The organism is Paraburkholderia sp. SEWSISQ10-3 4, assembly GCF_030464785.1.
Classification (GTDB): domain Bacteria; phylum Pseudomonadota; class Gammaproteobacteria; order Burkholderiales; family Burkholderiaceae; genus Paraburkholderia; species Paraburkholderia aspalathi.
On the sequence record NZ_JALPRI010000010.1, the window covers coordinates 80,444 to 101,774 of the forward strand.

The window sequence follows — 21,331 nt, forward strand, 5'->3', positions numbered from 1 at the left end:
GCGGGCGGAATTCACGCCGTGACAGGCGCTGCGTGGCGCCGGCGGGGAGCCGCGGTTGCGCGCTGTAAGGCTGGCAAGTCAGGCGCGCAGGCCGTTATATCAACGAAGGAACTCTATGCAACTGGTCAAGACCGAACGCGATAACCTCCTCAGGCCGCTGCAAACCGTGAGCGGCATCGTCGAACGCCGCCATACGTTGCCGATCCTCGCCAATTTGCTGATTACCAAGAACGGCCCTGAAGTGTCGTTCCTGTCGACCGACCTCGAGTTGCAGATCACCACGCGTGCCGATTTTGGCGTGGGCGGCGATTCGGTCGCGACCACGGTGGCAGCAAGAAAGCTCCTCGACATTCTGCGCGCCATGCCCGACGGGCAGGTCACGCTCACGCTGAACGACAAGCGTTTGACCGTGCAATCCGGCAAGAGCCGCTTTGCGCTGCAAACCCTGGCGGCCGACGAGTTCCCGACCGTCGCTCAGGCTAAAGACTACGGCGCGAACCTGGTGGTTCCCCAGAAAACGTTCCGCCAGTTGCTCGGCATGGTCCATTTTTCGATGGCCCAGCAGGACATCCGCTACTACCTGAACGGCATGCTGCTGGTGGTGGACGGCGACCAGCTGATGGCGGTTGCAACTGATGGCCACCGTCTGGCGTTCTCGTCGATGAAGATCGAAGGCTCGTTCGCGCGTCAGGAAGTGATCATTCCGCGCAAGACGATTCTCGAACTGCAGCGTCTGCTGGAAGACATCGACGACACGCTGAAGATCGACATCGCGCCGACGCAGGTGAAGTTCACGTTCGGCCAGGTCGAACTGGTGTCGAAGCTGGTGGAAGGCAAATTCCCCGACTTCCAGCGCGTGATTCCGAAGTCGCACAAGAATCAGTTCGTGATCGGCCGTGAAGAACTGCAGCGCTCGCTGCAACGCGCCGCGATTCTGACGTCGGACAAATTCAAGGGCGTGCGCTGCATTATCGAGCCGGGCCAGTTGAAGATCATGTCGACCAACGCCGATCAGGAAGAGGCGCAGGAAGAACTGGAAATCGCGTACGACGGCGACAGCGTCGATATCGGGTTCAACGTCACGTATCTGCTCGACGTGCTCGCGAACCTGAAGGTCGACATGTTGCAAGTGAGCCTTGGCGACGCCAGCTCCAGCGCGTTGATCACGATTCCCGAGAACGACGAATTCAAATACGTCGTGATGCCGATGCGCATCTAACGCGTCCAAAAACCAAGAACACACCAAGGGGCGCAGCGCCCCTTTGGCGTTTTTATGGTGTTTTGAAAAGTCCCGAGCAGCAACCTTGCAGTAACGCAGAACCGGAAAAAATCCATGACTGAAACGAACAATTCGCAACCCGATAACAGCTACGGCGCCTCCTCGATTCAGATCCTCGAAGGTCTGGAGGCGGTACGCAAGCGGCCGGGGATGTACATCGGGGATACGTCAGACGGGACCGGTTTGCATCACCTCGTATTCGAAGTGCTGGACAACTCCATCGACGAAGCGTTGGCGGGGCATTGCAACGATATCCAGGTGATCATTCACGCGGACAACTCGATCTCGATCACCGACAACGGCCGCGGTGTGCCGACCGGCCTGAAGATGGACGACAAGCACGATCCGAAGCGCAGCGCCGCTGAAATCGTGATGACCGAACTGCACGCCGGCGGCAAGTTCGACCAGAACAGCTACAAGGTGTCCGGCGGCCTGCACGGCGTGGGCGTCTCGTGCGTGAACGCGCTCTCGGCGTGGCTGCGCCTGACCATTCGCCGCGACGGCAAGAAGCACTTCATGGAATTCCACCGTGGCGTGCCGCAGAACCGCATCATCGAAGAGAGAGACGGCGTGGCTGTCTCGCCGATTCAGTTGATCGGCGACACCGAAAACCGCGGCACCGAAGTGCACTTCCTGGCTGACGAGACGATCTTCGGCAATGTCGAATATCACTACGACATTCTGGCCAAGCGGATTCGCGAACTGTCGTTCCTGAATAACGGCGTGCGCATCAAGCTGACCGACCAGCGCACGGGCAAGGAAGAAGATTTCGCGTTCGTGGGCGGCGTGAAGGGTTTTGTTGAGTACATCAACAAGAACAAGGCCGTGCTGCACCCGAACATTTTCCACATCAGCGGCGAGAAAGACGGCGTGGGCGTGGAAGTGGCGATGCAGTGGAACGACAGCTACAACGAAAACGTGCTGTGCTTCACGAACAACATTCCGCAGCGCGACGGCGGCACCCACCTGACCGGGTTGCGTGCGGCGATGACGCGCGTGTTGAACAAGTACATCACCGATCACGAAGTCGCGAAGAAAGCGAAGGTCGAGACGGCCGGCGACGACATGCGCGAAGGGCTCTCGTGTGTGCTGTCGGTGAAGGTGCCGGAGCCGAAGTTCAGCGCGCAGACCAAGGACAAGCTGGTGTCGTCGGAAGTGCGCGCGCCGGTGGAGGATGTGGTCGCGAAGGCGCTCGAAGAATTCCTGCTGGAAACGCCGAACGACGCAAAGATCATTTGCGGCAAGATTGTTGATGCGGCGCGGGCGCGCGATGCGGCTCGCAAGGCGCGTGAAATGACGCGTCGTAAGGGCGTTCTGGACGGCGTTGGTTTGCCTGGGAAGCTGGCGGATTGCCAGGAGAAGGACCCGGCGAAGTCGGAAATTTATATCGTCGAGGGCGACTCGGCAGGCGGCTCGGCGAAGCAGGGGCGTGACCGGAAGTTTCAGGCGATCTTGCCGCTGCGCGGCAAGGTGCTCAACGTGGAGAAGGCGCGCTATGACAAGCTGCTTTCTTCGGAGCAGATTGTGACGCTGATTACGGCGCTGGGTTGCGGGATCGGCAAGGAAGACTACAACCTCGACAAGCTGCGTTATCACCGCATCATCATCATGACCGATGCTGACGTGGACGGCGCGCACATCCGCACGCTGCTGCTGACGTTCTTCTATCGTCAGATGCCGGACATGATCGAGCGTGGGTATATCTATATCGCGCAACCGCCGCTGTTCAAGATCAAGGCGGGTAAGGATGAACGGTATTTGAAGGATGAGGCTGAGGTTAATGCTCACATCCTGAAGCTGGCGTTGCAGGGGTCGGAGTTGTTGGCTTCGGAAGGGGCTACGCCTATCACTGGCGATGCGTTGGGTGAGTTGGCTCGGGCTTATTTGTTGGCTCAGGCTGTGGTGAATCGTCTGAGCCGGTTGTATGACGCTGGGGCGCTTGAGGCTGTGATGGATGGGGTTGTTATCGACCTTTCCAGTGAGGAAGCGGCTGCGGTGTCGGCGGCGGCTCTTGAGGCTAAGTTGCGTGATGATGCGTTGAAGCCTGAAGTTAAGGTTACGACGATGTATGACCCGGTGAGGGAGTTGCGCTCGCTGCGCGTTGCGCGGACTCATCACGGTAATCAGAAGATTTCTGTGCTGGATCAGGATTTTCAGCTGACCGCTGATTACCAGCAGCTGATCAATACCGCTAATACGTTTAAGGGGTTGATTGGGACTGGGGCCGTCATTAAACGTGGCGAGCGGAGTATGGCTGTTACCGACTTCAAGAGCGCTATGAAGTGGCTGCTGGCTGATGCTGAACGCAATATTTCCAAGCAGCGCTATAAGGGTCTCGGTGAGATGAACCCTGGGCAGCTTTGGGAGACTACGATGGATCCGACCGTGCGTCGCTTGCTTCGTGTGCAGATTGAGGATGCTATTGCGGCTGATGGCATCTTTACGACGCTCATGGGGGATGATGTGGAGCCGCGTCGGGCTTTCATTGAGTCGAATGCGTTGCGGGCGGGGAATATTGATGTTTAAGGTCTATGTGGATAGCCTCAAAGCCTGAGAAAAATGGACCCATAAGTTGAGAAATTTATGGGTCTTTTTCATTGATTGCTCTGATTTACAGAGAACTCTTCGTCGGACACCACCTCGGAAACATTTCGAGGAGAGGATGGGCTGTTGCCCTCCAATCCGATGTCGACAAAACGTGAAATTTGGCGACATCGGTGACGGTTGAGTTGGCACGACGTCGTATCTGCAGGTGGAGACGGTCCAATTTGACAGAATCAGAAGATAGCTTTTGGCGGCTTGCTAGACCCGATTGATGGCATCGACAACATTCTGACAGAGATCGCGGGGAATACTCGTGGACGCGTATGGGGTCGTCGCGCATGCACTGCAACGGTAGATAATGCCGCCCCAACTGTCATGGTCAGAATGGCGCGCCCATCAACTTCATGGCCGTAATACACGCGGCGGTGCCGCCTGAATCGCCGGGTCGTTGCACGGTGTGAAGTTTGCCGGAATAATAAGCGTTTGCTGGAAAAGGTCACTTATCAAGCTCGTGTCTGGCGCCGACCTATCCTACTTCAGAATATTCGGCACGGCTCCGGATGGCCATCTCACGGCTGCCGAAAATTGAACAGGCGGGAGCACAAGTTTCGGTCGCGTCCGACGCCGTGCGTCTCGCAGAAGACATAAGGCTGATGCACCTACGACTTAATGACTTTTTGTCGGGCTTGGCGCTTCGGCTTCGTGTTCTTGGGGATGACCTTGCGAAACGTAATCGAAACTCGACGGCCACGGACCACTGAACCTTCTTTCTTCAACTTCGGAATCTCGTGCGTCCAGTTACTTCGAACCTCGCCATCGAGAACCGCTGCGCTGTAACGCGGCAGGAGTTTGCCGACCTTCCTGCTGCCGTTGCGCTCGACGAACTGCATAGTCCACGACTCTCCGAGGCTTACAGTCACGATTGGGCCGTTAAAACATTCTGGACAGTCGACGTGCTTTCCTATTCCCTGATTCCCGACATACTCGTTTACGATTACCTGGTCAGGTTTTTCGCTGACGAGCCCAATTTTTACCAATCTGTTTGCGAGTTCAGCTGCCCATTTTGGAAGGGGCCCGAGATAGGAAGTTGATTCCACGCTCCTTGCTCGATAGTCGTACTTCCAACCATAGTGCTGCACACGGCGAGAAAGGTCGGTAAGCCACACGCTTTGGTCAATCTGGTCGAGCAGAAACTGCTCCTCGCCTTGCGAGATAAAATCCGGAACTAATGACAGCCCCGGCGGGTCGTCGGGATTGCTGAGCGCTTGTTTATGCGCCACGTCCTGTGATGACGAGTCGTCGACGTGGCCAGCAGCAATCGTATCGCTCACAGCGGGCAGGCCAGACTCGGGCACAGGCGGCAGAGACTCGGCAACACTTCCAACGACAATCCAGTCTCTAAACTGGTCTACATCCAGTTCGTCTTCAAACGAAAACTTGTTGCTCAGGGCAATATTCACGGAGCCCTTTACCTTCAGCTTGGTGCCAGCTTTATCGACACTGATTTTTCCGCCACCTGAGAAAGGAAGCTCAGCGTCGGCAATTCGAATACAACGGCGCAATGTCGACGGCTGCATCCGCTTCGAGAGTTCAAGTGCGGCCTGATACGTACGCAAGTCATCAAAGTTCGCACGGAACCATTCCCCACGACGGCTGGGCTTACGCTCTGCCCATGCATGTGTGTCATCTGCGAACTGAATCTTTTCACCCGACAGTGCCCACGACAAGTTCGCACCGTACAGGTCCGGCCAACTGGCAGTCGCTCCGTCGCCACCGAACAGCCGCCATGTACGGACCGCCAAAAATTCCCGAGCAGTTCTCGGGCCGCGATACTGCGGGTCAAGGTCACGAAGGCCAGTTATCAGACCAGAGAGCATCGCCCCAGTCCACCATACTGCCGGTGGCATCGACCGTTGGTCCTCCAACCAAGTCACATATTGGTCTACCGTCGGGCGAAGCAATACGAGCTGCAGCGCCAGACCCAGCGGGTCATGTTGCGCTCGCCGTGCATCGATGGAGACTCTGTCGAGCAAAAGTGCGTGGGTGTGCTCGCGCAATTCGTCGAGCTTCCCCGCATTCGCTCCTAGGTCGATGGCCGTTTCGACAATTGTGTCGACTAGCTCGGAGGGCCGCCACTCGTCCCTGTAACTAACGGCGCCAAGAATCTCACATATCGATGCCCAGAGCGGCATAGTCGCCACGTTACGCGGCGATCTTTCCCACATTGGCGCAGCAAGCCACGGGGCCCCGAGAGCTGTGGCAGCACTTTCGTGTGGGCTATCAGTCGAAAGCGACTCGCAAAATACATCAAGCCACGGGTCGATGAGTGGAACCGCATACAGCGCCATCGCAGCAGCACCTCGAATGGCGTCCCATTTGCGAGGGGGGCAATACCGGCCTTGAATCGGTGGCTCACCCGGTGCTGGGGCACACAGGTTGGCCGCCCGCACTTCGATAGGCTGCAAAGACAGTCCGACATTGCTGTAACTCTGGCTCATTGCCATCAGCCGGGCTCGGCCTTTTTCACTGGAAACGGAGAAGGCCGTCACTGCCGCGAGGGGAATCGGGCCTGACAAATGAATCTCAGTGTCTCCAGCAACGATTTCCTTCGTCGTCCCTTCACGCCAACCGTTCTTTCCATGTATAGCAACGCTCAGCGCGGGAAGAAGGCGCGAGTCTACCCAGACAACGACAGGCGAGCCCCTCTGCGCCGAATCACCGCAGACAGCCTCAACGCCCAAGCGGATACCGCTCTCGCCATCACTAGGCACCCACCACTCATCGGCCAAAAAGCGCAACCAATCCATACTGTCGAGCGCAAACGCCAAGCGCGTTGGAGCATCTCCTCCCAAACGGAGGGGAGCGTGAGCATCGCCCTCAACAGGAAGCAGGTCCAATTGAGCGTCAGTTTGTCTTGTCATCTGGAAAGTAAAGCAGGGCCCGGAAGTTGCGATATCTGATTTAGGCTCAAAGCATCTGGCCCATCTACCAAAATGAGGCTATCACGTGCTCGCGCACACAGCATGTACATGCGACGAAAGTCCTCGGTGGAGCCGCACGGCAACGACCTGTGCAAATCCTGCAAATATACAACATCGAACTCCAGCCCAATTGCAGACTCGCTGCTCATAATGGTTACACCAGGCTCCAGCAAGCGAAAGTTGTTGGGCAGGTCGGTCCCGTTACTTACGTACGCTTCGACGCGAGCGTCAGCCGGGAGCGCAGCCTTCAGCTTGTCACGTACCAGAAGCACCTCCTCACGACGATACACGATTACCCCCATCACTTGAGCGCGGTTTGTGAAACGGCGCGATACCTGTCCGACAAGGTCATCCCAACTTTGATATCGCTCAAGGCGCGGAGTCTCGCCTCCTCTGCGCCGCTGGACGATTGCCGGCGGAAGTAAATTCGAACGATGGAAATGTTCGGCGACCGCAGCAATCTCAGCCGTGTTTCGATGATTCGCGGTCAACCGTATCGGAGCGGGCATCCCTGCATTGCATATGTCGGCAAAGGATGAACGCTCGGCATCAGTTGTCTGGTCCTCATCCGCGAACACCGTTAGGTTTTTTGCCCCATATGGGACTGCCCATCTGAAAAAAGCCGCAGGTAGATTCTGGCCCTCGTCAATAATGAGGTGGTCCAGGTCAGGGGCGCCTTGGACAGCAGCCGATGCAGCTTGAATGGCATCCCAGTGGTAGACGAATGGTACGATTTGCGGCAACGTCTGCTTGGTTCGTGCGTAGAAGACAGTCCCCACGAACTGATTCATCGTGTACGTCTTCAAGCCATTGCCGTCAAGCTGCGACGTCAATGCGGCTAACATTTTATTGCGCGTCACGACGACTACGCTCTTGCCGAGTTCCTTCAGGTACTTGGCTCGGAAAACGGCGAGACTTGTTTTCCCCGAACCGGGGGGGCCAGCTACAAAAAGATTCTCGTCTTCTTCGTGGAACTGAATTTTTTTCTGCTCTGGAAACAGTTCGTCTAACTTTGGCAACTTCATTCAAAAACCCCTACACAAGTATCGTGGTCCGTTCTGGTCTACACAACAGAGCGTAATGGATGGGTTTGGGCTCTTTGGAGGTGTCGGTAAAGAGCTCCGTCGCATCGGCCTCCACTTGAAATCCAGCTTCGACAAAGGCATCGCGGAACTCGGGATACTTGGCGTCCGCGAACTCGTTTGCACTGTTGGTGTACAGGACAGCAACTGGCCCTGGGCCGACTCGTTGAAGCGCCACAACGATGTCACTCACGAGCGCCCGTGCGTCAACGGTCGGGCTGGCAAGCAAATATGAAGCGACGACAATCGTCCACTCACCCCGTGCGGGACCGAAATCGAGGCCCCCAAGATTTTGCTCAAAAAGTAGCGATGTCTGAGGATGCATCGCGTCGCGGTCCTTCGCCTCTTGAGCGAGCGAGCAGCCAAGCCGTAACATGCTGCGAGCTCGGTCTACGCCGTAATAGCGGAAAGGTCCATGCACGCCAAAGCACTCCGCAAAGGAGAGTCCAGCGGTAAATGGACCGCAGCCGACATCAATCAAAGTCGGTCGATGAATTTTTTCGCTATCTCCCAGCAAACGCCTGAAGGCGTGGGACAGCTCATCGAGATGTCGTATCTGGTTGTACTTTGCGTATAAGAGCGCGCGGTCATCCGGAGTCAAATGTCCAACACCAGAATCGAAATCGGCCTGACCACCACCGATGACATCACGAAAAATTCGATTGCGCGGCCACCCTAAGTACGTCGCGCTCGTGGTTCGTGCGTCGTCATGTATTCGCTTGTCAATAACCTCAGACATCGCATCTCGTAGCCAATTATTCACAAATCACCATTCACTTTTTCTTAGTCGATTTTCTTTTCAGGCCGGCGCTCGATGTGATAACTTGAATTATCCGTATAGCATCGTGCGGCGATACGGTTCTAACGCCAATGCGCAGCATTTCAACGGCAGACTTCTATATAACTTTAGGCGCACAACCAAATATTATGCTGATGGCATCAAATTCTTTCCAAATCGACCATTTCTTGGGCGGGCGCTTGCATCTCACGATGCGCATTGCATACATTCTCCCGGCGGGCGAGTTCGAAAATATAAAGACTGACGGCAGCTGCGGGCGGCGAGAAACGACGTCTCCCGCCGAGCGTAACGTACAGGGCGCTTGCGTCAGCAATCGCTCGGCCATCAAAAGGAACGCCATGCGGAGTTTGGCTCTATGTCTGTATCCAAATACGCAGCAAGAGCATCAGTATTAGCCTGAGGTCGAGAAAATTGTTATTTGACAGGATTAGCTATGGGCAGCCGCGCAGGCAATTTTTGACAATGGCCCGGCGACAAAAGGCGAACGAGTCGCCCGCCTCGACCGATTCAGAATGGATGCCAAGCACTGCAAGGCAAAGAAGCTCTAGGCAACGGATGCAGGCATGACCCCGTTGTGAATCAAGTCATCTTTTTGCAATCATGTGGGCAGCGCTGTTGGCGCAGACAGGAACCTGAGTGACGGCTGCTGATGGGATAGGACCACTCTTGGCGCATGCCCCCAAGAGCGTCTGGGATTACCTTAGGCGGTCGTTCTCAGCTTATGCGTCAACTATTCTTGCATTATGCGTTCAGCCTCGGTCGCAAACCCTTATCCTGTAAGACCCGGTTTCTCGGGGTATTGCTCTGCCTACACACTTGATGCCGCAGTACAGATTGCGATTTCCTGCTGTGCGCATTCATCCTCGCACGCACAAAAAAGCCAGCCGAGTTCGGCTGGCTTTACTGTTTGTCCATAACTATTTGACCGCCCAAAATGCATACACTACCGAGCGATCAAGGAAGGCTCAGCATAAACGGCAAGAGAAAAAACACATCAACCCACCTCGACCTCAACGTCCGGCGCCACGACTCGAGCGGCAGATCGCCCTTTCCCTGTGCCAGGATGAGCCGCGTGCTTTCCGATCAAAACACGGTACTGCGACCCGATTCCCGTTACTTTTTCAGGCAATGGTATTGAATCTCGAGCAGGAGGTATAAGCCGGAGTGCCAATCTCGGGCGCTGATCAAAAAACTGACGCCGGATTTCGCGCGCAAGAACTTCGGCGATGAGAGACGGTACCGCGTTCCCGAGCATGCGCTGCATCTCAGTTCGCCCGCAGTCAACCACTAAACCATCCGGAAACGTTTGAAGGCGACACAATTCAGCGAACGTGAGACGTCGATTTTTCCAATGAAAAGGTCCGATTGCGGACCCGGGTTGGGCCTGTATTGTCCATGAAGGCAATTGCTTCGACAATTTAAGCAGGAAACTCCAATAGCGAGTGCGCCAACCAAACAAGGGTTTTCCACCGCCTCGCTCCGTATGCCAAAGATAGTTTTCGCCCTCCGGAATACTCGGCAAAAGATCTCCCCATTTCCCCCCAATCTCGAGCCCCTCCCGAGACAGTGGCTCCGGTAGATCACCTAGCGCATCCCATGCGGTCCTAAAGGGCTCCAAGGAGCTAAAGAGATCTCCATCGTTGTTCCCAGGTTTTGCGTGAGTAGGGGCCGGAAATTGGAATTTGCGGCCCTCGCGAGAACCAACCATGAAGACGCGCTCGCGAATCTGCGGAACTCCGTACTCGGCACAATTCACAACTCGCCAAGAAACCTCGTAGTTCGTGCCAACTTCTCGATTGATCCGTTCGATGCCGCGCAACAAGTGTTGCAAGCCTTCATCTTTCCCTTGGTACGCTAGGCCGAATACATTCTCAAGGAGGAAAGCTTTAGGACGAGTGTCTTTCAGGACGCGCAGATATGCAGCCAACGTATTGGACCGCGGGTCGTCCAAACGCAGTGCATCCCCACGGACCCAGTAACTGGACTTTGAGAAAGGCTGACATGGAGGCCCGCCGATGAGCATGTCGGGCTCGCCTGGCTTTAGCCCTGCCAATCTAAGCAACTCTTCCGACGTGACATTGTTAATGTCGTCTTCGATGACCGACCACGACGGTCGATTCAACCGCATAGTACGACAACAGAAACGATCAAATTCCAGAGCTGCGCGGGTGTGGAAGCCTGCCGCTTCAAACCCAAAATCAAGGCCACCGATACCCGAAAAGAGGCTGATCGTCTTCAACATTGTTCGCGTCTTTCCTATCTGTTAGATACTGTACGGTTAGCGGCGACAGAAATTACCGCTAACCGTAGCATACCCAAATAAACTGTATTGTCAATACAAATTTAATGATTTGCGTAAAGCTCAGAGAGGCCATGGAGGCGTACCGAAAACGAAGTGGGCAGCGATTGACCTATGAGGCCATCGCGGAGCGTACTGGTATTTCTGTCGCAACACTCCAGTCGTTGGCCGCTCGTCCGGAGTACAACACTCGGCTCAGCACGGTGGAAAAGCTCTGTCGAGTATTGGAGTGTAGTCCCGGTGATCTTCTTGAGCTGCGTGACCCAGACGCGGGGAATTTTAATAGCGATGAACCATAATCAAGCAAGGGATTTACTCCGCCAAGCATGCGTTGAGGCAAAAAGCGGAGTGCTGGACAACGAGTGGGTGAGGAAAGTAGAGACCCTTTCCGAACTATGCGAAGCGAAAGGCGGTGCGAGAACTCACATCGCGTTTCTCGGCGCCGTCATCTTGGCCAAAGCGGTCGACCCCGCTGCGGACCTGTATGCCATCAAGCCCAAACACGCAGAAAAGGACAACGAGCACAGCTTCTCGGCGAGAACCCTTTGTCATAGCGTCCTCGTGCCGCTCGCAGCGGAGCTGGCGTTTAACATTGGCGTCAACGGACGGGAGCCGCTAAATAATCAACCTTACTTTCGAATGACATCGTTTGGCGACGGTACTCCAGTGTCCGCGGGAGGACGACCGGCATACGATTGCACCGCAGCTCTGGTTGCGGACTTGACCGCTTGCGACCAAGCGACTGCTTGGCGAGCGCTCTGTGCTTACATAGCCGTACGGTCCCGTTACGTGCCCCACTACGCTGTCCGTGGGACTCGCGCCACAATCACGGTGGATCGCCTCCCAGCGGTGATCGAAGAATTTGTTAGAGAAGATTCTGAGCGAGGCAAGCGTGCACAAGCTATCGTCGCTGGACTGTTCGATGCATGCGTCGGACCTGACCGCGTCACGAGTGGTGGAATTCACGATCCCAGTCGAAACAATCCTGGCGACGTTTGCATTCGCCCTGCAGGCGGTGGTGACCACTGGGAAAAAGCGATCGAAGTACGCGACAAACCAGTTTCGACCGCGGATGTTTTTATCTTCGGGCAAAAATGCGCCCAGATGGGTGTTCGGGAAGGGGCGGTGGTGATGGTATCGGCGCATCAACCACATGTTGATCAGCACGCTATTTCCGCTTGGGCTGCCAAACTAGGAATGGGCATGACGGTATTCCGTGGTTGGCCAGCGCTCGTAGAGCAAGTTCTGTTTTGGGCAAACAGCCCGAAACCGGATGCCGCTAGCCATGCGATCGAGTACATCGATGCCCGCCTAGTTGCAGTGCAAGCATCACAGCAATCCCTTGAGCGATGGCACGAGCTAACGCAGTGACCGATTGTGAGGCCCGATGGTCCAGCATCGGGCCTTTGGATAACTCTCCAGTTTCCCAAGGTGGCGCATCCTGAAAACGGCTTCGAAGCACCTCTCAATGGGGTGTCTTCTCCCTTTGCAGGGCCGCTGGACGCTGCCAATTCCGGTCGCTCCGCATTGGCGGGCCGGCTACTGCTTCAGCATATGCCGGTTACATGACTCGTTAATCGCGCATGAGAAGCTAGCCCAGTCGTATCTTATCCGCTAACGTCCGCAATTCGTCTTCGTACGGGGAGTCGCTTGGGTTCTCCACTTTTCTTAACAGCATTCTTTCAAGACACGCATCTGTGATAGGCAAAATGAGATTTTGCCTTTCTCGCCAAGAGTCCTTGCATCGTTGAATAATCAAATTTTCATCGCTTACATCGCGAAACACTAGTAGGCCGAATTTCCCTCGATTAATACTGAATCGCCCTTCAAGTTGATCAAGCTCCGGGTTTGCGGGGTCCTTCATATAATTTTTACATTCGATAATAATATACGTAGAGGGAATCTGCGCAACCTGGTGTAGTCGATTAAAAAATCCGCTTGCAGCAGCGTTCTCGAAGACGATGTCGATTCTCTTTCTTCCCTCATTTATCCGCACCTCAGCAGACGGTGCAATTAAATCTGGATAAAATATAAAATCCAAGATCGCTACTATTAACTTGTGAAAACGATCTGCCTCCGCAGTTCCGCGGGAGACTGATCGCAACGCGTCACGAAGACCGTCCACAGTCTCCTCAAGGGTTAGCGGTGGATTAAAGGCGTCGTCGGAGAGAGACCCGCGCCCCAGTTTTGATTCCTCAGCTTTGAAACGATGGAATATTTCCCGATGTCGCTCAGTAAACTGACTGATATCGTCTTTATCTGGCGTCACTTCTTTAGCTACATCATACTTGTTTACCCACACCCTCTCTTTGCCGCTTTTTGAAATATGTCGATTAACTAGTGCAGTATTAAGTCGAAGATGTTCGTGTTGCAAGAACGGTAAAATTCCGTAGCGATGAAAACGCGAGGAAGAATATTTCTTTGAATAAGAGACAATACCCTTTGGAACCAACAGCAGCTTTTTATTGTCAACGACAAGCATTTTTTCGTAGGAACTTGTCCATTCGCCAAGCACGCGGTCCCAGTATGGACCGGAATCGATATTGTCTAGCAGAGGAATTCCCCAGATATCGCATTGATTTATTGTATATTTTATTAACTGCCCCCGAATTATATTGGTAACCATATCTGAGATTTTGTCTTTGTCCACGCCCTGCACAAAGATCCGAACATCTTCGATATGTTCAACGAGTCCAGTTTGCACAGCTCGACTATTCTTGAGGCTATGCAATAGTTTCGTCGCGTCGATGGCTCCCAAGCCCCTGCCATCCGGTACCCCACGCGATAATCCGAGGCAAGTCTCGTTTGGTTCATGCAAATATTGCAACAGCTCCAACGCCGTTACATCGTCGTCGGCACGTATAGAATCAAGCAGTCGACCGAAGAAGCTCCGAATGCTTGAGGTCGCTTCGATCGAAAACCTCTCCGAACGCAATGACAGAAAATGCGGATCAAGGAAAACAGGGAGATCTTGGGCGGGATCAATGTCTATGAAATCCAGTTCACGTTGACCGACACCGAGACCGAAAATTTCGCTAATTCTCATTTGCCCCTCGCTAGTTCTTGTTTTGCTAGCGAGGAATCAAAAATGCGAAGTGATAGCCCGGCGCGATGTTCAGTTGATCCAACCTGAACAATTGGTCGACCTCCTCACAATAATTTCCTAGCTGTCGGACGACAGCATATACGCGAATTTTGAATCGTGCAGGGTTGGCCGAATATTTAAACCAACGGCAGTTCCTACTGCCGAGCCTCGGCACACCGGCGGTTGAATCCAGCTCTACTGGAAAATCGAAACGGGGCGTTGAGCAATGGATGCGCTCTTACCATCAGTAGAAGCTACCTATCCACACATCTTTTAGCTGCATTGCCCAGGCTAGGGTCATCGGGCACACCCAGGCTGTGCAAATGCACGAAGAGCATATGACTTGCACGGTAATTGATTGGGGCACGACAAACCGGCGTATCCCGGTTTGTCGTTGATAGAGCAACTATGCCGGGGTGATAACAAGTCGCCCCTTCTCCACCTCCACGCGAATCCGCCCGCTAATCTCAAACCCAGCCTCCTCCAACCAACGTCCGGATAACCGAATCCACGGCGCCGGCGGCAAGTCTTCGAAAAACTTGACGTGATCCGGCGCGAACGTTTTCATCGGTCGCGGGCGTCTTTGTGCCGAAATGGTCAAGATGCGTTGGGTTAAAGGTGCAACTGCTTTATGATTGGCGTCAGCCATGATCAACTCCTATTACACGTAGGGTTGTTTGTGGTCAGCGGGTCGTGTGGGTGGCAGCCCATGCGTCCCGCGCTTCATCTCCTTCCTCGTTCTCCTTGATGCTCGGTTCGGCGCCTTCGCGTCCTCGTCTACCATCCAACGAGCCAATCGTTCTGTGATGCTTTATGAACGTAACGCGTTGCGATCATCAATTATGTTATTAGGCATCCGATGTATTTTCACGCATTGTCGGAGGTTGTGCAACAGCCTTGAACGCTCGATGAACAACAAAACAGGACTCACACTCCATCGCTAGGTTTGAGACAGACTCGCCCTGACAGACGCCGCTTCAGATTGAGCAAGTCGAAGCCCGAGCGACGCTCGCGCGCGCCAGTCGGAAGGGGCGCCTGCGAAGTACCAGTTAAGAGTGCGTGATGCGTTATCGGCGCCGGGGAGACGAACTGATCCAGTGTGCCCCCCAAGATGCTACTTACTGCAATGCCTCAGCAACGTGACTTCTGAAGTGCGCCTCGGTTTCAGCATCCGCGAAGCAGACGTAACAGCCTTTCATGCCGCGAGAGAGCAGAACACGATATGTGTTCTTAACCAGTCGTGTAAAGTCGTCCTTCGACTTCTTCACAGTCGAGTCGTGCGACTTTGTCTTATCCCCCACCCACGCGTCTTGAGATGGATCGAAGCGCAGGTCCTGTCCGAAGATGATCCCGGCGTAGTCGAACTCAAAACCTTGGGCGGTATACACGCACCCGACTTGGTTAATCCCGTTCGGGTGATACGCCCAAAGCGACGATTTCGGAATGCCTGCAGCAAGCCGCCCCGAATCGGGTCTTGCGTTCCACGGACGGCTGAAGTTTCCGAGCACGACGTCGGCCTGAAGCGTACCGTCCTTGTTAGGATCGGACCAAGGCCAACAGAAGCCGGCCGCCAACCGGCCAGTCGCGCCCGCTTGCACCTTATCCTTGATCGCGTTTTCCAACGCTTCCGGAGACTGAAAAATCCGGAAATCGAAAGCGTCGTGATCGTTCCATTCGAAGCGCGGACGGTCATCGATGCTCAACATCGTGTTTATCCAGCGAACAAACGCATCTGAGCCGTTGCAGCGGAACTGTGTCTCGAGTTCAGATTCGTACACCGCACACTTGTGCTTCTCCGCGTACTCCCGAATGTAGGCGACGGAGCCGATTTCCCTCGGGCGTACGACCTGATGATCGTCAATGAAAAATACCGAAACACGTGCGGCCGCGATCAATTCCTCCAGTTGCTTCAGGCCGGATTTCTTGTTCGCCGGCGTGAAGCGATTGCTGCTCACGTCCCGGATACGATGTGCTTCGTCAGTGACCAGCACGTCCACCGAATCAGGCTGCGCGTCTACGTAGCCGTTCGTGTACGTAAACAGCTCCTGACCTCGTGGACCAATGATCTTCCGCAGCGTTTCAGTGAACGCTTTGGAGCCGGTCACGTAGTGCGTCAAGTAGTGACTTGATAACAAACTCGCGACTAGGTTGATCGCCAGCACAGACTTGCCGGTGCCTGGGCCACCCTTGATGATGATGATCTGCTTCTGACGGTCATGCACCCCGCGACGCGCAGCGGTCATCACGGCGTCGAATGCCACCTGCTGCTCGTCAAGCAGCGTGTACTCCGGGTTGTTCTTGATCACGGACGCCACATAGTCCATCAGCTTCTTGCTAGGGCGATAGCGATTTTCTTCCATGCGACGCAGCACTTCCAGACCGTCGCCACCTCCAACCCGATCCACCAGAAACTTGACGAACTCGTCTATGTCGTCGGCGCTGAACGTCGGTGCTGTCTCAAGCAGCGTCGAGAATTTTGGCGCCCGGAGCGGATCAGCTGGATGCGAATGGTAGTTGTGTAAATAGGCGCAAGCAGCGACTTTAATCGGAGTCTCGTCCGCGTAGCAAGCGGTCAATACGCTTCGAGTTCATCCGTAGTTGGGATTCGAGCATGACGCCCTGATTGGTCAACCCTACACGCGAAAGTTTGATTCTTAGTCTTGGTAATGGGAGTACTTACGCGAATCGCCACGGACTTTTTCGGCGGGATACTTCACCCCATTGATATCCATTTTTTCCAAGCAGGCTTGATAGAGGTCGACATCGAGCTTGTCTGCAAGGCGGACGAGGTAGAGCAATACGTCCGCCATTTCGTGACGAATGGCGGTTTGCTTACCCTCATCCAGTTCGCTCTTGTGTCCGGTGGTGAGCCACTGAAACGGCTCTAGTAGCTCACTTGCCTCGACGCTCAGAGCTGTCGCCAGATTCTTCGGTGTGTGGAACTTGTCCCAGTCACGTTCATCCGCAAACTGACGAACAAGGTCGCGCAAGCTAGCGAGGTCACTTTGCATATCAAAATCTCTTCGGGTGATGACTTCCCAGGCGGCTGGGGACAAATAATCGGGCCGGTCTTGCGAGGTGAAATAGGACACTAGAGACGTCCCCTCTCGAGTGGGTCGCGTCGTCCGTATCTCAATAAGCGGTGATGATATAAGAGCGGATGGGTTGATGCGTACGTTATTTAATTGGACGCGTGGGTGCGTGTCTTGAGGTGATGAAGTAGAGGCGACAAATTTGGCCCCGTCGCGTCCTGTTCGAGACAGCGGACTGATGACCGCCTTTGCGTTCCTTCGCTGACGCAAGCCGAACTCGTCCATCTCCCGAGCGGAGGTCACCCGGTCGAGCCTTGGGCAACAGCCTGTGCTGAGGCGTTGTGGGTTCTCGTTATCAAGGCTTGGCTTCTGGGAATCCAGTGGTCCACGAAAGCCATCAAACTCGCCCCAACGTTATTGAGTTGGCCGTCGCTTGATCGATGCCGCAATGTCTTTTGCCATCTGATCAAGCTCTTCCGCCGATACAGGAGGATTCCCCTTTGCATACTTCGCGTTTCTTTCAACCAGAAGAAGCAAATTGGGTGTGTCCACCGGCGCGTTAGGGTCCAGAGTGTGTGGAAACTCCATTTTTGCCGCCAAGCGGGCGATTGCCGGTCAGGTCGATCGAGTTTGATACGGCGAGTTTTCACTAGTCCAACATCGCGAGCGCAACAAAGCCCCCCGGGGCTTTAGCTTCCGGCCATCTTCATGGCCTTCAACGTCCCCGCAACGCCAAGTATGTTCATCACCCGCTTCATGTTATAGGCCAACACCTGAAGGCTCATCTCCGTACTCACTCGCCTGAGCGTCCTGGTCAGGAAGTGTGCAGGACCCATCCAGTGCTTGAGCGTACCGAATACATGCTCGACAGTACTTCGGCGGATAGTCATTGAATCGGGCTTCCGGTCGAGCCGGCGCTGCATGGCTTCCAGTGTGTTCTCGTGCTCCCACCGTCGGATGCGACGATAGTCGCTCGGTGAACATCGTTCCTTGAGATGGCAACGCGGGCAGGCGCTGGGCCAATAAACCCGCAGGTTCATGTCATGCTCGACGGTCGTGAATCGAAGGATGGCTCGCTCGCCAGCAGGGCATCGATACACATCGCTTCTTGCCACGTAGATAAAGTCGGCCTTGGTGAACAGACCTTTCTTCCTCGATGCAGAGGTGAGCGGCTTGGGAACGTACGCGCTGATGTCGTTCAGATCGCATGCCCGTATCTCCGGGCCGCTGAAGTAACCCCGATCAGCAACAACCTTCAGCTTCGGCTTGCCCATCGCGTCCTTCGCAGACACCGCCATCTTGCTGAGTTGTCCGTGATCGTTTCCAACGTTAGTTACCTCATGCTCCACGATCAGGTGATGTTTCGTGTCTACGGCTACCTGAACGTTGTAGCCCACTATGCCGGAACCTCTTCCACTTGTTGCCATGGATCGTGCGTCCGGATCCGTCATCGACAGCTGTTTGTCCGGTTGCTTTCCTAACTGCTTCCTGATCTGTGCGAGTTCACGCATCTGCTGGCGCAGGCGGGCGATCTTCTCGTACAGGCGAACGGTCTTCACGTCGAAACCTGTTGGACTGGTTCGGTCTGCGGATTCAATCAGGTCGAGATACCGCTGCACGCTTTCCTCGATCTGCTGCTGACGCTTGTCGATCTTGCTTGCCGTGTAGTTCCTGTCGCGGCTGTTTGACGCCTTGAACTTGCTACCGTCGATGGCCACCATGTCGCTGGATAGCAGCTTCAGCCCGCGACACAGTTCGACGAAACGCCGGCATACGTTGCGAATGGCTACGCCGCTGTCACGGCGAAAGTCTGCGATCGTCTTGAAGTCCGGAGCCAGACGTCCCGTTAGCCACATCAGCTCGACGTTGCGCTGACATTCACGCTCGAGACGCCGGCTCGAAGGAATCCGGTTCAGGTAGCCGTAGATATAGATCTTGAGCATCACGCCTGGATGATAGGACGGGCGGCCGGTGATCGCTGGCGTGGTACCGTTGAAACCAAGTTCCGCAAGGTCCAACTCGTCGACGAAGGCGTCTATCACCCTGACCGGGTTGTCCTGCCCGATGTAGTCATCGACACATTCGGGAAGTAGTGCGACCTGCTTGCGGTCATCGCCTTCAACGAATCGCTTCATGAGTCACCCGGTCTCAGTGCGTTGATTCAGTTTAGGCGATCAACGCGTTTTCACACACTCTGGGTCGCCTTCTACCGTGGCGAGGTACCCATAGTCCGTCGAGTCGTCATCGCGCGTGATGGTTGCGGAAGTTGCAATACCTTCACGTCCGTCCAGCTTGACCGATCGGTAAGGCATCGGGCCATGTAGCTTAATGCGCTTGCCGATTCCATATTCATAGCCCCACACGAATTCGTTCTCTTGCTTAGACGTTAGCTTGGGGTCGCCAGTCAATGCCTTTTCGTCGAGAAAGAAAATAGTGACATCAGGATGGGACACGAGCCTGTATGTAACCCCGATTTGTCTATTTACATCGCTTCCATCGTCCTTTATGAAGCCATAGGGGAGGCACACCCCTTCACCTGTGGGTACCTCAAAAAACGAGCGTGTTGAAAAATTGTTTGTGATGCTATCAACGTGTTGCTGAGCTGCATTCATGCCGGTGTAGCTGGTTTCGATGTAGGAGAAAATGCGGCCGCCGGCGTAGAGATCAAATCCAATTGATGATTTTCCTATCCAACCTGATGCATCGGAGTGCGCGATAGGATAGGGACGGAACTTGCTCGCATTTTGAGATCCTGTCTTCGGTTGCATCGACTTTCTCATTGGCGCAACCCTCTCGTCAAATAATCTCCGCGGCACGCTGCCGGTGATAGTAAACCCACCGTTATAGATGAATTTTGAATGCGGAGCAGTTTGGCCATCGCTGAACCGTATCGGATCCTTTACGTCATCGCGCAAGCTGTCAGGGGTAGACAGGGCGACCTCTACATCCGCGGGTAGCGTGATCTCATATCTTCCTAAACATTCTTCCTTGGCCGGGGGCGTGGTGCCCTCAGAGAAAGCAGAAAGGGAAAAAAAAATGAAGACCGAGCGCGAAGGATCGCTTTCCGAGTTTTAGTTTAGCGATACTCATCAGGCGTTGTACGTGCATCGCTATTGAATTGGCCGACGCCTGATCGATGCCGCGATCCCTTTCGCTATCTGGTCGAGTTCGTCCGCAGATACGGGGGGATTCCCTTTCGCGTACTTGGCGTTTCTTTCAACCAGAAGAAGCAAATTGGGTGTGTCGACCGGCGCGCTGGAGTCGCCCTGTACCGTGGCGAGGTACCCGTAGTCCGTCGAGTCGTCGTCGCGCGTAATGGTTGCTGAAGTCGCGACACCCTCGCGGCCATCGAGCTTGACAGACCGATAAGGCATCGGACCATCAAGCTTGATGCGCTTGCCGATCCCGTATTCATAGCCCCATACGAACTCGCTCTTTTGTTTGGACGTTAGCTTGGGATCTGCAGCCAATGCCTTCTCGTCGAGGAAGAAATTCGTGACGTCGGGGTGGTTCTTCAAGCGAAAAGTTACGCCAATCTGGCGCGCGGAGTCGTTCCCGCTATCGGCAATGAACATGTCCGGTAGGCATACGCCATCGCCTTTGGGGATTTCGTTGGCGTGGCGGATTGCCAGACCCTTCAGGACATCTTCGGTACGTTGTCTTGCAGCAGAAGGGTCTGAGGACGACTCACGAAAGCTAATCGCTCGGCCATTCTCGTAGATATAGAATCCGGCGGCACGATGTCCAACCCAAGCAAATGAATCCGGGCGTCCCGCGGGTATCGCTTCAAACCGGGTGTTCTCGTCCGTCGACGCTGTGCTTGAGGAAACTCGCGTCTTAATCCCGCCCAAGATTGAACCGAAGTCAGCACGCGACATCGTTCCGGTTATCCGGAAGGTGCCGTCATAGATAAAAACAGAGTGCGTTGCTGGCTGGTCATCTGAAAACCGGATTGGATTTTCCTGCGGCTTTGAGAACGCTGTGGGGATGGTCAGAGCGACGTCAACGTCACCAGGAATGGTCAGTTCATAACGACCGACGCATTCCTGGTGTGCGTTGGTCATAGCGTGAGACGACATAAATTGCATGGCGCACATCGTCGACACTAACCCAATCGATTTCCATCGGCTTTTGAACTGTCTCATCAGCTAATTTTCCGGCTCTTGCTTACTTCGGAAACGTATGCACTTTGTTCATAGGCGTCAGTGAATGTTGGAACCTGATTCGATT

The 21,331-nt window shown here is 54.7% G+C and carries 15 protein-coding genes; 4 read left to right on the plus strand and 11 right to left on the minus strand.

The genetic code is table 11. From position 1 onward, the window contains the following. The first annotated feature begins 115 nt into the window (after positions 1–115). Complete coding sequence (dnaN, locus tag M0D68_RS19950) at positions 116–1,219, plus strand: DNA polymerase III subunit beta (protein ID WP_054037057.1); 1,104 nt, start codon at positions 116–118, stop codon at positions 1,217–1,219. 114 nt (positions 1,220–1,333) lie between these two features. Continuing rightward, on the plus strand, positions 1,334–3,805 hold the full coding sequence (gene gyrB, locus M0D68_RS19955) for a DNA topoisomerase (ATP-hydrolyzing) subunit B (protein ID WP_266225087.1): 2,472 nt from the start codon (positions 1,334–1,336) through the stop codon (positions 3,803–3,805). 677 nt (positions 3,806–4,482) lie between these two features. Here the strand turns inward: gyrB and M0D68_RS19960 are convergent. The 4 genes from M0D68_RS19960 to M0D68_RS19975 form a co-directional block, all read right to left on the minus strand. Beyond that, entirely contained in the window at positions 4,483–6,720 is a 2,238-nt protein-coding gene (locus M0D68_RS19960; RefSeq protein WP_266225089.1) for an alpha-ketoglutarate-dependent dioxygenase AlkB, read from the minus strand. A gap of 20 nt (positions 6,721–6,740) precedes the next feature. Further along, positions 6,741–7,829 (minus strand): AAA family ATPase, encoded by a 1,089-nt coding sequence (locus M0D68_RS19965; RefSeq protein WP_266225090.1) that lies wholly within the window; start codon positions 7,827–7,829, stop codon positions 6,741–6,743. Between the two features lie 10 nt (positions 7,830–7,839). Further along, positions 7,840–8,625, minus strand: a complete 786-nt coding sequence (locus M0D68_RS19970; protein ID WP_266225091.1) for a hypothetical protein — start codon at positions 8,623–8,625, stop codon at positions 7,840–7,842. Between the two features lie 1,054 nt (positions 8,626–9,679). After that, positions 9,680–10,927 (minus strand): DNA cytosine methyltransferase, encoded by a 1,248-nt coding sequence (locus M0D68_RS19975; protein ID WP_266225093.1) that lies wholly within the window; start codon positions 10,925–10,927, stop codon positions 9,680–9,682. Positions 10,928–11,058: 131 nt separating this feature from the next. Here M0D68_RS19975 and M0D68_RS36630 point away from each other — a divergent pair, with 131 nt between their 5' ends. Together M0D68_RS36630 and M0D68_RS19980 are read left to right on the plus strand one after the other, a co-directional pair. After that, complete coding sequence (locus M0D68_RS36630; protein ID WP_367619319.1) at positions 11,059–11,283, plus strand: helix-turn-helix domain-containing protein; 225 nt, start codon at positions 11,059–11,061, stop codon at positions 11,281–11,283. Next, positions 11,243–12,355 carry a restriction endonuclease, SacI family gene (locus M0D68_RS19980; RefSeq protein ID WP_266225163.1) on the plus strand — a complete coding sequence of 371 codons (1,113 nt, stop codon included), beginning with the start codon at positions 11,243–11,245 and terminating at the stop codon, positions 12,353–12,355. The genes M0D68_RS36630 and M0D68_RS19980 overlap by 41 nt, the downstream gene beginning before the upstream one ends. Before the next feature lie 220 nt (positions 12,356–12,575). Here the strand turns inward: M0D68_RS19980 and M0D68_RS19985 are convergent, their stop codons facing one another. The 7 genes from M0D68_RS19985 to M0D68_RS20015 form a co-directional block, all read right to left on the minus strand. Next, entirely contained in the window at positions 12,576–14,030 is a 1,455-nt protein-coding gene (locus tag M0D68_RS19985; protein ID WP_266225095.1) for a hypothetical protein, read from the minus strand. Positions 14,031–14,475: 445 nt separating this feature from the next. Continuing rightward, positions 14,476–14,718: a SymE family type I addiction module toxin gene (locus tag M0D68_RS19990; RefSeq protein ID WP_266225097.1), complete on the minus strand. Its 243-nt coding sequence runs from the start codon at positions 14,716–14,718 to the stop codon at positions 14,476–14,478. Positions 14,719–15,187: 469 nt separating this feature from the next. Next, complete coding sequence (locus M0D68_RS19995; protein ID WP_266225098.1) at positions 15,188–16,645, minus strand: DUF2075 domain-containing protein; 1,458 nt, start codon at positions 16,643–16,645, stop codon at positions 15,188–15,190. A 78-nt stretch (positions 16,646–16,723) separates the two neighbouring features. Next, a complete protein-coding gene (locus M0D68_RS20000) occupies positions 16,724–17,080 on the minus strand; it encodes a nucleotide pyrophosphohydrolase (protein WP_266225164.1) in 357 nt (118 codons plus the stop codon). Positions 17,081–17,790: 710 nt separating this feature from the next. Beyond that, positions 17,791–19,236 (minus strand): IS1182 family transposase, encoded by a 1,446-nt coding sequence (locus M0D68_RS20005; RefSeq protein ID WP_266225100.1) that lies wholly within the window; start codon positions 19,234–19,236, stop codon positions 17,791–17,793. 39 nt (positions 19,237–19,275) lie between these two features. Next, positions 19,276–19,869: a T6SS immunity protein Tli4 family protein gene (locus tag M0D68_RS20010; RefSeq protein WP_266225101.1), complete on the minus strand. Its 594-nt coding sequence runs from the start codon at positions 19,867–19,869 to the stop codon at positions 19,276–19,278. Between the two features lie 342 nt (positions 19,870–20,211). After that, positions 20,212–21,246 carry a T6SS immunity protein Tli4 family protein gene (locus M0D68_RS20015; RefSeq protein ID WP_266225102.1) on the minus strand — a complete coding sequence of 345 codons (1,035 nt, stop codon included), beginning with the start codon at positions 21,244–21,246 and terminating at the stop codon, positions 20,212–20,214. Positions 21,247–21,331: the final 85 nt, after the last annotated feature.